14 protein-coding genes and 1 riboswitch are annotated in these 15,078 nt (G+C 46.1%); of the genes, 9 read left to right on the top strand and 5 right to left on the bottom strand.

What is annotated here, in order from left to right:
* Positions 1–295: 295 nt before the first annotated feature.
* The 5 genes from mpl to thiQ all read left to right on the top strand — a co-directional run bounded on the left by mpl (position 296) and on the right by thiQ (position 5,900).
* The gene (gene mpl, locus DBX26_RS01420; RefSeq protein WP_118117627.1) at positions 296–1,654 is read left to right on the top strand and encodes a UDP-N-acetylmuramate:L-alanyl-gamma-D-glutamyl-meso-diaminopimelate ligase; all 1,359 of its coding nucleotides are present in this window, start codon (positions 296–298) and stop codon (positions 1,652–1,654) included.
* A gap of 5 nt (positions 1,655–1,659) precedes the next feature.
* Positions 1,660–2,295 (top strand): flavin prenyltransferase UbiX, encoded by a 636-nt coding sequence (locus DBX26_RS01425; protein WP_118117629.1) that lies wholly within the window; start codon positions 1,660–1,662, stop codon positions 2,293–2,295.
* Positions 2,296–2,387: 92 nt separating this feature from the next.
* Positions 2,388–2,536: riboswitch (TPP riboswitch) on the top strand.
* A gap of 71 nt (positions 2,537–2,607) precedes the next feature.
* Entirely contained in the window at positions 2,608–3,600 is a 993-nt protein-coding gene (gene thiB, locus DBX26_RS01430) for a thiamine ABC transporter substrate binding subunit (RefSeq protein ID WP_118117630.1), read from the top strand.
* A gap of 9 nt (positions 3,601–3,609) precedes the next feature.
* Positions 3,610–5,202, top strand: coding sequence for a thiamine/thiamine pyrophosphate ABC transporter permease ThiP (thiP, locus tag DBX26_RS01435; protein WP_118117631.1), 1,593 nt, complete (start codon positions 3,610–3,612; stop codon positions 5,200–5,202).
* The gene (gene thiQ / locus DBX26_RS01440) at positions 5,196–5,900 is read left to right on the top strand and encodes a thiamine ABC transporter ATP-binding protein (protein WP_065299084.1); all 705 of its coding nucleotides are present in this window, start codon (positions 5,196–5,198) and stop codon (positions 5,898–5,900) included. The genes thiP and thiQ overlap by 7 nt, the downstream gene beginning before the upstream one ends.
* 75 nt (positions 5,901–5,975) lie before the next feature.
* On the opposite strand, the gene DBX26_RS01445 is transcribed toward thiQ, so the two are convergent.
* The 4 genes from DBX26_RS01445 to argR form a co-directional block, all read right to left on the bottom strand.
* A complete protein-coding gene (locus DBX26_RS01445) occupies positions 5,976–6,413 on the bottom strand; it encodes a universal stress protein (RefSeq protein ID WP_014230704.1) in 438 nt (145 codons plus the stop codon).
* A 43-nt stretch (positions 6,414–6,456) separates the two neighbouring features.
* On the bottom strand, positions 6,457–9,036 hold the full coding sequence (locus DBX26_RS01450; protein WP_020335831.1) for a TRAP transporter permease: 2,580 nt from the start codon (positions 9,034–9,036) through the stop codon (positions 6,457–6,459).
* A 467-nt stretch (positions 9,037–9,503) separates the two neighbouring features.
* Entirely contained in the window at positions 9,504–10,472 is a 969-nt protein-coding gene (locus DBX26_RS01455) for a TAXI family TRAP transporter solute-binding subunit (protein WP_014230706.1), read from the bottom strand.
* Between the two features lie 402 nt (positions 10,473–10,874).
* Positions 10,875–11,345 (bottom strand): transcriptional regulator ArgR, encoded by a 471-nt coding sequence (gene argR, locus DBX26_RS01460; protein ID WP_014230707.1) that lies wholly within the window; start codon positions 11,343–11,345, stop codon positions 10,875–10,877.
* A 358-nt stretch (positions 11,346–11,703) separates the two neighbouring features.
* Between argR and mdh the strand changes: the two genes are divergently transcribed.
* Together mdh and DBX26_RS01470 are read left to right on the top strand one after the other, a co-directional pair.
* Positions 11,704–12,639: a malate dehydrogenase gene (gene mdh, locus DBX26_RS01465; RefSeq protein WP_014230708.1), complete on the top strand. Its 936-nt coding sequence runs from the start codon at positions 11,704–11,706 to the stop codon at positions 12,637–12,639.
* A 113-nt stretch (positions 12,640–12,752) separates the two neighbouring features.
* Complete coding sequence (locus DBX26_RS01470; RefSeq protein ID WP_014230709.1) at positions 12,753–12,944, top strand: hypothetical protein; 192 nt, start codon at positions 12,753–12,755, stop codon at positions 12,942–12,944.
* A 123-nt stretch (positions 12,945–13,067) separates the two neighbouring features.
* Here DBX26_RS01470 and ispB read toward each other — a convergent pair whose 3' ends face one another.
* A complete protein-coding gene (ispB, locus tag DBX26_RS01475; protein WP_162889654.1) occupies positions 13,068–14,039 on the bottom strand; it encodes an octaprenyl diphosphate synthase in 972 nt (323 codons plus the stop codon).
* A 256-nt stretch (positions 14,040–14,295) separates the two neighbouring features.
* Here ispB and rplU point away from each other — a divergent pair, with 256 nt between their 5' ends.
* Complete coding sequence (gene rplU / locus DBX26_RS01480) at positions 14,296–14,607, top strand: 50S ribosomal protein L21 (RefSeq protein ID WP_005383096.1); 312 nt, start codon at positions 14,296–14,298, stop codon at positions 14,605–14,607.
* A gap of 20 nt (positions 14,608–14,627) precedes the next feature.
* Positions 14,628–14,885, top strand: a complete 258-nt coding sequence (rpmA, locus tag DBX26_RS01485; protein ID WP_005383095.1) for a 50S ribosomal protein L27 — start codon at positions 14,628–14,630, stop codon at positions 14,883–14,885.
* Positions 14,886–15,078 lie beyond the last annotated feature (193 nt).

Here is a 15,078-nt window from a genome sequence, read left to right on the forward strand (position 1 = left end):
TTCATTTATTGGGGGTGTTGCGCAACGGGACATCTCTTTATGGATGTTAAACGTTTGCGCTAAACGTAATTTTATGTCGAAGATCTTTTTAATGGTAATGAAGTAACCGTCTGAGATCTCAATTTATTTGTCTTGTCACTGACGAGTTCATCATTTAGTTCAGTGACTGTACAGTCCGTGTTCAGGCTTGTCATTTTTTTGAAAGTGACAACAAGAACAAGGTGAAAGTCTCTCGCTTTTCTGGTGGTTATCGCGATAATGAAAGCATCAAACACGGCATTACAAGGTTAAGTTTATGCACATCCATATCTTGGGTATCTGCGGCACGTTTATGGGTGGCGCGGCAATTTTAGCTCGCCAGCTCGGCCACAAAGTAACGGGCTCTGATGCGAATGTTTACCCTCCGATGAGCACATTACTGGAGTCTCAAGGTATTGAAATTATTGAAGGCTTCGACCCTTCTCAGCTTGATCCTGAACCTGACCTAGTCGTGATTGGCAATGCCATGAGCCGTGGCAACCCATGCGTAGAGCATGTACTCAACAGCAACATGCGTTATACCTCCGGACCGCAGTGGTTGAATGAGTTTTTACTTCACGATCGCTGGGTGCTAGCGGTGTCTGGGACGCATGGCAAAACGACCACCTCAAGCATGCTGGCTTGGGTACTCGAAGACTGTGGTTACCAACCTGGTTTCCTGGTCGGGGGCGTACTGGGTAACTTTGGCGTTTCTGCTCGACTGGGAGAAAGCATGTTTTTCGTTGTTGAAGCGGATGAATACGACAGTGCTTTTTTCGACAAGCGTTCTAAGTTTGTCCATTACCACCCACGCACGTTAATCATGAACAATCTTGAATTTGATCATGCAGACATCTTCGACGATCTTGAAGCGATTAAGCGTCAATTCCACCATTTGGTACGTACTGTTCCGGGCAATGGTCTTATTCTGTCTCCTAAACAAGATCAGGCACTTGCTGATGTACTTGAGCGCGGTTGTTGGACAGAAAAGCAGTTTTCTGGTGAAGATGGCGACTGGCAAGCGCATAAACTGGTCGTCGATGGCTCGAAGTTCGAAGTATCGCTGCAAGGTGAGAAAGTCGGTGTTGTTGAGTGGGACTTAGTGGGCGACCACAACGTGGATAATGCACTGATGGCAATAGCTGCTGCAAGGCACGTCGGCGTGACTCCAGAGTTAGCCTGTCAGGCATTGGGCCGTTTTATCAATACCAAACGCCGCTTAGAACTTAAAGGTGAAGAGCAAGGTGTGACGGTTTACGACGATTTTGCTCATCATCCTACCGCTATTGAACTAACGGTTGGCGGTCTGCGTAACAAGGTGGGTGACAAACGTATCTTAGCAGTACTGGAGCCTCGCTCTGCCACCATGAAGCGTGGTGTGCACAAGAATACGCTGGCGGACTCATTGCACAGTGCCGATGAAGTGTTCTTGTTCCAGCCAGACAATATTGAATGGTCGGTACAGGAAATTGCAGACCAATGCCAGCAACCAGCTTTTGTTGACGCTGATTTGGACCGTTTTGTTGCGAAAATCGTTGAACGTGCAAAGCCTGATGATCAAATTCTGGTTATGAGCAATGGTGGCTTTGGCGGTATTCACGGTAAACTTCTCGAACAATTAAAACAAAAAGCTTAATCCTTATGTCTCACAAAAAACATCAACAAAAAAAAGCCATTACCCTAGCACTTACTGGCGCTTCTGGTGCGCCTTATGGCTTGAGACTTCTGGAATGTTTGGTCGCTGCGGATTATCACGTCTATGTGTTGATATCTTCCGCGGCGAGGGTTGTGATGGCAACCGAGCATGACCTGAAGCTGCCAAGTGGTCCTGAAGCGGCGCAAAAAGCGCTGGTGGAGCATCTAAAGTGTAACCCTGACAACATTACTGTCTGTGGTAAAGATGATTGGTTCTCGCCAGTGGCTTCAGGCTCTGCGGCTCCAAAACAAATGGTGGTTTGTCCGTGTTCGGCAGGCAGCGTCGCGGCGATTGCACACGGTATGTCGGATAACCTGATTGAGCGTGCCGCCGATGTAGTGATGAAAGAGCGTGGCCAGTTGCTTCTGGTAGTGCGTGAAACGCCATTTTCGACCCTGCATCTGGAAAATATGCACAAGCTATCGCAAATGGGTGTAACCATCATGCCAGCAGCGCCGGGTTTTTATCATCAGCCAAAGAGTATCGAAGACTTAATCGACTTTATGGTGGCGCGAATTCTCGACCATCTGGGGATTGAGCAAGGATTGGTCCCGCGCTGGGGATACGACCAACGCTCATAAATAGTTATCTTGCTACGTAGCCTGATCTTCATCTAAGTCCCAAACCCCCTAGCGCAACCTAGCATCGCGAGGGGGTTTGGGTATACAATCCATCCAACTCATCGGGGAGCAACCCCATTTTGTATTGTGTTGATCAATACTTAAGGGCGCTGAGACCTAATGGCTTAACCTAGTTAGGCTACGGGGACCCGTAATACCTGAACCAGATAATGCTGGCGTAGGAATTGAGTCTGGATATTAGCAATCCCAAATAGCCACCTCATACCTGTGCCGCTCAACTAATTTCTCTGAAATACACGTGGAGAGCGAGCAGTGAAAACCACTCTAAGCCTAATTGCCCTTGCTGCAATGACAACAACTTCAGCGTTTGCTGCTGAAAACACATTAACCATCTACACCTATGACTCATTCGCTGCGGATTGGGGACCGGGTCCTAAACTCGAACAAGCTTTTGAAGCGAAATGTGGTTGTGACGTAAATTTCGTTGCTCTTGATGATGGCGTATCGATTTTGAACCGTCTTCGCTTAGAAGGCAGTAATAGCAAAGCCGATATTGTTCTGGGTCTGGATAACAATCTGATGGTCGAGGCACAGAAAACGGGTCTGCTTACAGAGCACAAGGTCGATACCTCTAAAACCATTTTACCAACGGGCTGGGACGATAAAACATTCGTGCCTTACGACTATGGTTATTTCGCGTTTGTTTACAACAAAGAAAAATTGGCTAACCCGCCAAAAAGCATGAAAGAGCTGGTGGAAGAGCGTGATGATCTTAAAGTGATTTATCAGGACCCTCGTACTTCAACTCCGGGGCAGGGTTTGATGCTGTGGATGAAATCAATCTATGGCGACAATGCTACCCAAGCTTGGCAGCAACTGGCTGGTAAAACTGTTACGGTGACCAAAGGTTGGTCTGAAGCTTATTCCATGTTCCTTAATGGTGAGTCTGACTTAGTGCTTTCTTACACGACATCACCAGCTTACCACCTGATTGCAGAGCAAGACGCTAAGTTTGCTACCGCTGATTTTGCTGAAGGGCATTACATGCAAGTGGAAGTTGCGGCCAAAGTGAAAAATTCGAAGAATGCCGAGTTGGCTGACGAATTCATGAATTTCATTTTGAGTGATGAGTTCCAGTCAGCAATGCCAACGGGTAACTGGATGTACCCAGTCACTGACGTTGCCCTTCCAAAAGGCTTTGAAACCTTGAACGTACCAAGTAAGCCACTGAGCTTTAGCGCTGATGAAGTGGCGAAAATGCGTAAGACTTGGATTCGTGAATGGCAAAGCGCCCTGACTTTCTAAGAGTTACCTTTGAATACTGTACCCAAATTAGGCATAGGGGTCGCGATAGTCATCGCGGCCTTTGTTCTTTCTGCGCTGAGTGCTTTAGCTTTTCAGGCTCCGTCTCTGGATGTGTCGCTGATTTGGCATGACCCCTATTATCAGCACGTCACTAAGTTCAGCTTCTATCAGGCTTTTTTATCTACGTTGATTAGTGTGGGTTTGGCGATTCCCGTCGCCCATTCGCTTTCCCGCCGTGAATTTTTCGGTAAGTCATTACTGCTCAAACTGTTCGCTTCCACCTTAGTTCTGCCTGTTTTAGTCGGGGTTTTTGGATTGTTGGCGATATATGGCAACAGCGGTTTGATTGCCCAATGGTTACAAACCTTTGATGCCAAGCTGCCATTTTCTATCTATGGCTTGAACGGTATTTTACTTGCGCATGTGTTCTTTAATCTGCCTTATGCTGCGCGACTATTGTTGCAAACACTGGAGTCGATTCCTGCTGAGCAACATAAGCTATGTGCTCATCTCGGCATGAGCCATTGGGATAAGTTTCGTTGGGTTGAGTGGCCTCGATTAAGACAACAATTGCCACATGTAAGCGGCCTCGTTTTTATGCTGTGCTTTACCAGTTTTGCCACGGTGATGGCATTGGGTGGTGGACCTAAATCGACCACCATTGAGTTGGCTATTTACCAAGCGATAAAATTTGACTTTGACCTGCAGGCCGGCGCGCTATTAGCACTGTGGCAAATGTTGTTGTGCGGTGTGATCGCGATAGGCGTACAAAAGCTGACAAAGCCAGTTTCTATAAGCTCTGGCAGCACATCGGTACAGCAATACTTAACGAAGGATCATGGGTGGTCAAAAGCTTGGGATAGCTTTTGGATCATGGGTGCCTTTTTACTGGTTATCCCACCACTTGCGATGGTGATTATGAGCGGCATAAATCAACAGGTTGGCTCGGTATTAAATGACGAACGTTTTTGGTCTGCGCTATTTAACTCTTTAAAAGTTGCAGCAATGGCGAGCACTCTTGCAGTGGCTGCTGGCGTTTCCATTTTGCTCACCAGTCGGCGTTGGCGTCTGGAGTATAAAAACTCACGGGCGGATCACATTGAGTTGGTTGGTACCATTATTTTGGTAACGCCGGGTTTGGTGATCAGTACAGGTTTGTTTTTGTTGCTCCGTTCTTTTACCGATGTTTTTAGTCTGGCATTTTTTGTCGTCATATTAGTCAACGGTTTGATGGCGCTGCCGTATGTGATTAAGACGTTAGCACAGCCGATGTTACACATTGAACAGCAATATCAATACGTTTGTGCCAGCTTAGGGATGCGAGGCTGGCAGCGATTTAAAGTTGTGGAATGGCGAGCACTACGTAAACCTTTTGCTCACGCTTTCGCAATCAGCTTTATGTTTGCGATAGGGGACTTAAGTGCGATTGCGCTATTTGGCGGACAAGAATTCAGAACCTTGCCGCTGTATTTATTCCAACTGCTCGGCAGTTATCAGATGGAAGCGGCAGCGGTGGTTTCGGTCACCTTACTCTTGCTTAGTGTTGGCTGCTTTACTCTGATTGAAAAAGTATTAAAAACGAAGGAGAGCGCACAATGTTAGTGTTAGATGATGTGCAATACACCTATCAAAGTGAACTGTTTCGTTTTGATTTAACCATTGAACGCGGTCAGATTGTCTCATTGATGGGGCCGAGTGGGGCGGGTAAATCGACATTGTTGGCACTGGTCGCTGGCTTTATCCATCCTGACCAAGGGGATATCCAAGTTGATGGCGAATCCATTGTCGGTAAAGAACCTTATCTGCGTCCATTCTCAATGTTGTTTCAGGAGCATAACTTGTTTGCTCATTTGTCGGTGCGCGACAACATAAGTTTAGGATTGCATCCGGGCTTAAAGCTCACTGCAGACCAAAAGCTTCAGGTTGAGCAAGCCGCGCAGCAGGTTGGTGTTGCAGAGTACCTCGACCGATTGCCAGAGCATCTCTCTGGTGGTCAACGCCAACGTGTTGCGTTAGCACGTTGTTTTGTCCAGCCTCATCCGGTGTGGCTGCTGGATGAACCTTTCTCTGCGCTCGATCCTGTGCTGCGTGAAGAGATGCTTAGCTTAGTGAAAAGGTTGGCTGCAGAGCGGAGAATTACCGTACTTATGGTGACTCACCATCTCAATGATGCAAAAGCCATAGCAAGTCACTTTGCGTTTGTTGCGGGTGGGAAAATTGAGGCTGCAGGTGAGATAGGTCAGCTCTGCGTGACACATTCAAGTGAGGCTTTACAAGCCTTCGTTCGAGCTGCTGGGTAAGCTCTATTGAGCTAGAAAAACAAAAGGTTGATGTAAACATCAACCTTTTTCTTTTGTCTCGATCGTTTAGTGACTTTAGCTTTGTGGCTTCACTACCATCACGTTGACGGGAGAATACTCCACCACCTTGCTGGCTACTGAGCCGAGCATCACCTTATTGATTTTCGAACGCTTGTGGCTTGGCATGATGATCAGGTCAATCCCTAAACGCTTAGCGTGTTCAATAATGGTCGTGTACGGTTTACCTTCTGCCACGTGGATACTATAGGTGACGTCTTCCTTGATGTTGTCTTCCGCAAACGTCGTTAACTGCTTTTCGACATCTTGCTTCATTTTTAGGGCAGCATCTTTCGGAAAGTAAGTCGCGACCATCGACATATGGATTCCAGGTACAACCGTCAGCAAATGGATGACCGCATTCGCTTGCTTCGCATGCCAAACAGCCAGTTCAACCGCTCGGTCTGAGAAGCCTTGATCATTAAGGTCTACCGGAACAAGAATTTGTTTATACATTCAATTTCTCTCACTCAGCCCCCGGTCTCCCGGGGGGAATCGTTTAGGCGCTCAGTTGTTCTTTGCGCATACGACGTTTCTGGTTCATCGCTAGTGCCAGCAGAATCAATAAGCAAGGCACAAACACCCACTCTTTCATTGGGCGATCAGCGTCTTGAACGACCGATTTGATCTCCCAGTCAAAATCGATACCAGAGGATTCAGCAGGGCTACCAAATTCCACCATATCAACGATCATTTTGCCGTCGTTTTCGACCAGCATCAGACCCATTGATGAGATACGTTCTTCTGCGGTTGTTGCATTGTCGTCAAACGGCAGCAGTACAGTTTTTTCAACGTTCTCACCTTCTAGGTTCTGTCCGGCGACACGCAGCTCGATTGATTGTCCGACACTTAGTCCCTCGACAATTTGAGCCACTTCAACCCCTGGGGAAAGTACTTTGGCAGGGAACATCATGTCCCACCAGAATCCCGGGCGGAAGAAGGAAAATGTCAGTACCAATAATAGGACGGTTTCCCACCATTTATTGCGAGTAAACCACCAACCTTGAGTAGCGGCGGAAAATATCAGCATCGCAATAATGGAAGATATTATGGTCAGGGCTAAATGCCACCATGTGTCGATACCCATCAATAGCAGTTGGGTATTGAAGACGAACATGAATGGTAAAATGGCGGTACGGATATCGTAGGTGAAGCCCTGAATACCGGTTCGGATCGGATCTGATTTCGCAATGGCTGCAGCAGCAAAGGCGGCTAAGCCCACTGGCGGTGTATCGTCGGCCAAAATACCGAAATAGAACACGAACAGGTGAACGGCAATCAGTGGAATGATAAGCCCATGTGCCGCGCCAAGCGTGACAATTACTGGTGCCATCAGCGTCGATACGACGATGTAGTTTGCCGTGGTAGGAAGGCCCATACCTAATACCAAACTGATCACTGCGGTGAACAGCAGCATTAGGAACACACTACCACCAGAGATGAACTCGACAAAGTCAGTCATGACCAGGCCGATACCTGTCAGTGTTACCACACCTACCACCGTACCAGCAGCGGCTGTCGCCACACCGATACCAATCATGTTACGCGCACCAGAAACCAAACTTTCCAGAAGATCAATAAAGCCTTCTTTCGTCTGTTCTCCAATACCCCCTTGTTTAGATAGCAAGGCGATTAGCGGGCGTTGCGTTAACAGGATGAAAATCATGAACACGGTTGCCCAGAAGGCAGATAAGCCTGGAGAGAATCGCTCGACGGTTAAACACCAAACCAGAACCACAATTGGCAGTAAGAAATGAAGCCCCGATTTTACTGTTGGCCCCGGTTCAGGTACTTCAGTCAGCTCTTCATCGATATTGATCGCGCCATCTTTTGTGTGATTCGCCGATACTTTAACTAAAGCAACATAAGCAATAAGAAGAGCAACCATCACGATAGGTGTTGCAGCCTCACCAAAGACATCTTTTGTCCAGCCGACGCCGTAGTAGACCAGCGCACTGATGACACAAAGCCCTAAAATGGTTCCGGTGAACGACAACATGCTTTGCAGCATGGTTGGGTTATGACGACGAGGTAAACCTGTCATGCCTGCTTTACATGCTTCAAGGTGAACGATGTAAATCAATGCGATATACGAGATAAGCGCTGGCAGGATTGCCGCTTTGATAACTTCAACGTACGAGATCCCAACGTATTCCACCATCAAAAATGCAGCGGCACCCATGATCGGTGGCGTCAACTGACCGTTAGTAGATGCTGCTACCTCTACCGCACCCGCTTTGGTTCCCGGGAAACCAACGCGCTTCATCAACGGAATCGTAAAGGTACCGGTAGTTACTACGTTCGCAATCGAAGAGCCTGATACAAGGCCTGAAAGACCTGAAGCCACAACCGCGGCTTTTGCCGGGCCACCTCTCATGTGACCTAATAGTGAGAAGGCCACCTTAATGAAGTAAGCACCAGCGCCAGCTCGTTCTAACATCGCACCAAAGAGTACGAACAAGAATACGAAGGAAGTCGAAACGCCTAAAGCCACACCAAATACACCTTCAGTTGTTAGCCATAAATGAGACATCGCTTTATTCAAGCTCGCGCCTTTATGGGCTATGACGTCTGGCATGTATGGACCGGCGAAGGTGTAGGTAAGGAATACCGCAGCGACAAGCATCAGTGGTGGACCAAGTGCACGTCGTGTGGCTTCCAGAAGAAGCACCATACCAATCACGGCGACAACAATGTCGGGCGTGGTTGGCGCGCCTGATCGTCCGGCGAGTTCCGTATAAAAGAGATAGATATAAGACGCTGAAAAGCTACCAGCAAGCGCAAGAATCCAGTCTACAGCCGGAATATGATCGCGTGGGGAATTTTTCATTGCAGGATAAGCAGTGAAAGCCAGAAAGATCGCAAACGTTAAGTGAATCGCACGAGCTTCAGTGTCATTAAGTACGCCAAAATTAAAAATAAATGGTAATGGTGATGCATACCATAACTGAAATAGTGACCAACACAGTGGGACAAACCAGAGGATTCGTCCTTGTATGCCAGATGGGCTACGTGCCCCTGTGTCTGCCTGAGCCACCATATCTTGCACATCTTGTGACGGGGCTTTGTTCGTCGCCATGTACTTTTTCCTTATTATTGATGGTTCTGCCTGTTTTATATGTCGAAAACTCACTTCGCCTCTATCAGTGTAGTGAACTGAGCGAAGTTTGCAGTCGAGTATTCCGCTGCCTGAAATTTAAATGAGGCTCGTTAGAAGCTCTGAATTGGCGGCGTTAAAGTGTTTTCTTGGCATGAGTGTGAGGTTTTAGAAAAACCGACGAATATACCCAGATGATTTCCAGATGCGGGGTCTATCGCTGCCTTCATGGAGAAATGAATCAGCGGTAAAACTGACAAATGTCGGGTGACTTACCGTGACTTTGGAATGTTGCAGGCTCTCAAAACCAGAACAAGTCAGTCACATTAAGTCTGGCATCCAGAAGCACCTTAGGTAATAAACAAAGTATGCTGGCGATCCTGCGACAACCAGCATACTAAATCAGGCAGAAACTACTTGTTCCTGCCTTGCTTTTGAGTCCGTGGTGCTTACTTTAGCAGTCCCACTTCTTTGTAGTACTTAGCCGCGCCTGGATGAAGAGGAATTGAAAGACCTGCTTTCACCATGTCTTCTTTTTTCAGGTTCGCGAAAGCTGGGTGCAGGCGTTTGAATGTGTCGAAGTTTTCGAATACTGCTTTTGCAACATTGTATGCCACTTCATCAGAAACGTCTGTTGAAGTAACCATTGTTGCAGCTACACCAAAGCTCTTAACGTCTTGATCCGTACCACGATACATGCCGGCAGGTACTGTGCTGTACGCGTAGTAAGGGGTACTTGAAACGATCTTGTCGATCTCAGGACCAGTCGCTGGAACTAGCTTCGCATCACATGACGTGGTTGCTTCTTTGATTGAGCCATTTGGGTGACCAACCATGTAAATAAATGCGTCGATTTTGTTGTCACAAAGTGCTTGAGAACGCTCAGAACCTTTAAGCTCTGAAGCTAACTGGAAGCTATCTAGGGTCCAGCCCATCGCGTCCATCACTACACCCATTGTTGCACGGTCACCAGAACCTGGGTTACCGATGTTGACGCGTTTACCTTTCAGGTCTTTAACGTTTTCGATGCCAGAGTCTGATCGAGCAATGATGTTGAAAGGTTCGGTATGCAGAGAGAACATTGCGCGTAGCTTATTGTACGGGCCTTGTGCAGCAAACTCACTCGTACCGTTGTAGCCATGGTACTGCCAATCCGACTGAACGATACCGAAGTCTAATTCGCCAGCACGGATAGTGTTAACGTTGTAAATAGAACCACCAGTCGACTCAACGGAACAACGAATGTTGTGATCTTTACGACCTTTGTTGACCAATTTACAGATAGCACCGCCAGTAGGATAGTAAACACCTGTCACCGAGCCCGTACCGATAGTAATAAACTCTTGAGCGTTAACTGCGCCTGCACCCATAACGGCTGCAGCGATAGCGCCTACTTTGAGTAGTTTGTTAAATGCCATGAAATTCCCTTCCTTATATTTCATTATTTACCCGGAAATAACCATCAATCACTTCTGGAGTTTCCTGTTTGGAAACGGCATCTTTTCCAATCCAATTGTTTGAAAAAGCGAACAAATCATAACAAAAAATTGGCAGAAAATTATCCGACTGTTAAAAGTTATAGCGAATAAACCTGAAGATTGCGTTAATAGCCAGTGATTAAGTTGTTATTTTATTTCTTTTATAACAGTAGTTTACGATTGAATGAGGGGAAAGGAAGGAAAAATTAATAGCGTGATATATATCACAAAAAAATGATTAAAAAATAACCTTAAAACGCGATAGGAGAAGGAAATTGTGAGCTACAGAATAGGATTTATCTTATAGCTCACAATCAGTTAGGTGACTTCAACCTACAGTTGTTAGCCAGTGTATTCGAACAGTTCACACACGGATTTGAACAACTGCTCTGTCGATACTGGCAACGTCGGAGTGATAAAAATAGTGTCATCACCAGCGACAACACCCAAGATGCCTTCAGATTTGCCAAGAGAGTCCAGCATACGAGCGATAAGTTGCGCAGCGCCAGGACCAGTATGGATAACAACTAACGCGGCATTGTGGTCGATATCCAACACGAGTTCACGCAAAGAACTGCTTGTCGTTGGGACCCCCAGTTCTGCAGGAAGACAGTAAACCATTTCCATTTTTGCATTACGGGTACGAACAGCACCAAACTTAGTCAGCATGCGAGACACTTTAGATTGGTTAATACTTTCAAAACCTTGCAGTTTTAGAGCATCAACAATCTCGCCCTGTGAGCCAAAGCTTTCTTCCTTTAACAGGGCTTTAAAAGCTCGAACTAGGTTATCTTGTTTTTCAGTATTGCGCATAGTCATTATGATTCTCTTAATTACGGATCAGCAATTTTGCATATTCTCGCATATATATTCAGACAGTTCCAAAAAGTCCCGAGATAATGCTAGTTACATCACTGTAAATTATAAACAGAATGACATTCCATTTAACGGTGAGTCATACATCTGTTTTATTTCCCGTAATCTATTGTCATTTCAAATGAATAAAAGAATAATCCAACCGTTTGTGTAGCACGAAAATGCGGATTTGCGCGAGGTCGCAAAGCTGGCGTTAATTGATTGTAATCAAGTTGTGATTCCTATAGCTTTACTTGGTTGGTTAAAAACTACCCTACAAATACATTTATAAAAAAATACTCTCAAGGAGAACTACATGAAAGTAGCCGTTATTGGTGCCGCTGGCGGTATCGGTCAAGCCCTTGCCCTTTTACTAAAGAACCGTCTTCCTGCTGGTTCTGATTTAGCCCTATATGATATTGCCCCTGTAACTCCAGGTGTTGCCGCTGATCTTAGCCACATCCCAACACCAGTATCGATCAAAGGATACGCAGGTGAGGATCCAACGCCTGCATTGGAAGGCGCAGATGTGGTTCTAATTTCTGCTGGTGTTGCACGTAAGCCAGGTATGGATCGTGCGGATCTATTTAACGTTAATGCTGGTATCGTTAAGGCATTAGCTGAGAAAATTGCTGTAGTTTGTCCGAAAGCATGTGTTGGTATCATCACTAACCCTGTGAATACTACTGTGCCAATCGCTGCAGAAGTACTTAAGAAAGCTGGCGTTTATGACAAGCGCAGACTATTCGGTGTAACTACACTTGACGTTATTCGTTCAGAAACCTTCGTTGCTGAGCTGAAAGACAAAGATCCAAGTGATGTTCGTGTACCAGTTATCGGTGGTCACTCAGGTGTGACTATTCTTCCTCTGCTTTCTCAAGTAGAAGGCGTTGAGTTTACTGCTGAAGAAGTTGAAGCACTGACTAAGCGTATCCAAAACGCGGGTACTGAAGTCGTTGAAGCGAAAGCGGGTGGCGGTAGTGCAACTCTATCTATGGGCCAAGCAGCGTGTCGCTTTGGTCTGTCTCTAGTACGTGCTCTTCAAGGTGAAGAAGGCGTTGTTGAGTGTGCTTACGTTGAAGGTGACGGTGAGCACGCACCATACTTTGCTCAGCCAGTGAAGCTAGGTAAAGAAGGTGTTGAGGAAGTACTAAGCTACGGTGCACTAAGCGACTACGAAAAGTCTGCTCTAGACAACATGCTAGAAACGCTAAATGGTGATATCAACATCGGTGTTGAGTTCGCTAAGTAAGTTTAAGCGTTTATACGTTTATAAAAAGCCGATCTTAGGGTCGGCTTTTTTGATCTCTTTATTCTGTCTGACGTAAAAGGTGTAACGCCAACAATGTCAATCAGGAGTAGGGTATGGAAGCAAGTCGAATCCGTAAAGGCATGGTTGTAGAGTGCCAACAAGGTGTCGGTACGATTCTTGTCGTTGATCGTGAAGCAGAAACCGTTTTACTGGCTAAACAGGGAACTGACCAGCAAATCGCAGTCACGTTTGACGAGATAGAAGATGACCCGCAGCTACACGGAGGGAGCGACCGTTATTATTAGCTGAGCAAACAACACTGGAACGAGAAAAGGAAGAGCGTGCTCTTCCTTTTTCTTTTCAGCCTTAAACCGCCAACGTCGGTCGGTGGTTAAAATTTATCGCCTTGCTGGTCCGGTTAGCAGTGCTTATCGAGTGCGTTTAACCGCTACATGAGCCAGTGTAACGAGTGCTTCTTTATAATCTGACTCAGGCAGTACAGACAGCTCCGCGATTGCCTTGTCGGCTTCGTCGAGGGCTTTTTGAGTCGTGTACTCTAAAGAACCTGCTTCTTTCATGACAGCGAGGATATCGTCAAGACGATCCATTCCGTTTGCTTTCTCGATCGCTTCACGGATCATCTGAGCATTTTCAGGTGTCGTGTTTCTCATCGCATGAAGTAGAGGAAGGGTAGGTTTACCTTCTGCTAAATCATCGCCAACATTTTTACCCATGTCTTCGCCATCGGATGTGTAGTCCATGACGTCGTCTATCAGTTGGAATGCGGTACCTAAGTACTTACCGTAATTCTGTAATGCGATTTCAACGTGCTCAGGGGCATCATTCAGGATGGCACCAATTTGTGTCGCAGACTCAAACAGGCGTGCCGTCTTAGAGTAGATGACCTGCATGTAGCTTTCTTCTGTCGTGTCAGGATCGTTACAGTTCATTAATTGCTGAACTTCACCTTCGGCGATCACGTTTACGGCGTTACTCATTAACTGAAGGATCTTCATGGATCCTAGCTCAGTCATCATCTGGAATGAGCGAGTGTAGATAAAATCCCCAACTAGCACGCTTGCTGCGTTGCCAAAGGCAGCATTTGCGGTCGCTTTACCACGGCGCATATCTGACTCGTCTACCACATCATCGTGCAACAGCGTTGCTGTATGGATGAACTCAATAAACGCAGCTGCCATGGTATGACCGCTGCCTTGATAACCAAGCGCACGGGCCGACAAAATCGCCAATAGCGGTCTTAGGCGTTTGCCTCCACCACTGACGATATAGAAACCGAGCTGATTGATTAAAGAGACATCAGAATTTAGTTGGGCTTGAATTGTTTCATTCACTTTTGCCATGTCATTGGCAGTAAGCGCTTGGATAGTTTTAAAATCCATTGTATATCCGGCTGAAGTTAGACCCTGCAAGGCTTATTCGATTTATATAATTGTCGAATAATACACTAAAAAACGTTGATTAATACATTACTAAAGGGCATGATTGCCGCACTTTTCTTTGGCGATTAGCTTTTCGCCAATTTTTTCAAAATATGGCTTGTCATAGGGACATCTCTTCTGTAGAATCTGCGCCCTATTGATGATTAGTTTAGCGCACACCCTCACGAAAGGCTGTGCGGAAAAAGCGGAGTAAAATATGTACGCTGTTTTCCAATCTGGTGGTAAACAACACCGTGTAAGCGAAGGTCAAACTCTTCGTTTAGAGAAATTAGACGTTGAAACTGGTGCAACTGTAGAATTTGATAAAGTTCTTCTTGTTGCTAACGGCGAAGACATCAAAGTTGGTGCTCCTCTTGTAGAGGGCGGCAAAATTGTTGCTGAAGTTGTACAACACGGTCGTGGCGATAAAGTTAAAATCGTTAAGTTCCGTCGTCGTAAGCACTCTCGTAAGCAACAGGGTCACCGTCAGTGGTTCACTGAAGTGAAGATCACTGGTATCAACGCTTAATCTATTAGGAGAGTTTAACAATGGCACACAAAAAAGCTGGTGGTTCTACTCGTAACGGCCGCGATTCAGAAAGCAAACGTCTAGGTGTTAAGCGTTTCGGTGGTGAGTCTGTACTTGCAGGTAACATCATCGTTCGTCAACGTGGTACTAAGTTCCACGCTGGTAACAACGTAGGTATCGGTAAAGACCACACTCTATTCGCTCTTACTGAAGGTAAAGTGAAGTTCGAAGTGAAAGGTCCTAAGAACCGTAAGTTTGTTAGCATCGAAGCTGAGTAATTAGTTTTTAACTTAATTACTTAATAGCTTTAAGCTGAATTCAAAAGCCCTGCCGAATCGGCGGGGTTTTTTATTTGTAGGCAGTCGACATATCGAAACTTCTCGGTAGATCCAAAGTGATTCGAATCTGGGAGTTTAGATCTGTCATCTGCTAAAATTGTCGGATGACAAAGTAGATTTAATCCACGCACGA

Origin of the sequence: Vibrio sp. dhg (assembly GCF_003443775.1) — a bacterium.
In the GTDB taxonomy this organism is placed as follows: Bacteria; Pseudomonadota; Gammaproteobacteria; order Enterobacterales; family Vibrionaceae; genus Vibrio; species Vibrio natriegens.

Coding starts and splice junctions, on each gene's coding strand:
- ispB (WP_162889654.1), bottom strand. CDS start 14,039: ATGGATTTTAAAACTATCCAAGCGCTTACTGCCAATGACATGGCAAAA.
- mpl (WP_118117627.1), top strand. CDS start 296: ATGCACATCCATATCTTGGGTATCTGCGGCACGTTTATGGGTGGCGCG.
- mdh (WP_014230708.1), top strand. CDS start 11,704: ATGAAAGTAGCCGTTATTGGTGCCGCTGGCGGTATCGGTCAAGCCCTT.
- thiQ (WP_065299084.1), top strand. CDS start 5,196: ATGTTAGTGTTAGATGATGTGCAATACACCTATCAAAGTGAACTGTTT.
- rpmA (WP_005383095.1), top strand. CDS start 14,628: ATGGCACACAAAAAAGCTGGTGGTTCTACTCGTAACGGCCGCGATTCA.
- DBX26_RS01470 (WP_014230709.1), top strand. CDS start 12,753: ATGGAAGCAAGTCGAATCCGTAAAGGCATGGTTGTAGAGTGCCAACAA.
- DBX26_RS01445 (WP_014230704.1), bottom strand. CDS start 6,413: ATGTATAAACAAATTCTTGTTCCGGTAGACCTTAATGATCAAGGCTTC.
- DBX26_RS01455 (WP_014230706.1), bottom strand. CDS start 10,472: ATGGCATTTAACAAACTACTCAAAGTAGGCGCTATCGCTGCAGCCGTT.
- rplU (WP_005383096.1), top strand. CDS start 14,296: ATGTACGCTGTTTTCCAATCTGGTGGTAAACAACACCGTGTAAGCGAA.
- argR (WP_014230707.1), bottom strand. CDS start 11,345: ATGCGCAATACTGAAAAACAAGATAACCTAGTTCGAGCTTTTAAAGCC.
- DBX26_RS01425 (WP_118117629.1), top strand. CDS start 1,660: ATGTCTCACAAAAAACATCAACAAAAAAAAGCCATTACCCTAGCACTT.
- DBX26_RS01450 (WP_020335831.1), bottom strand. CDS start 9,036: ATGGCGACGAACAAAGCCCCGTCACAAGATGTGCAAGATATGGTGGCT.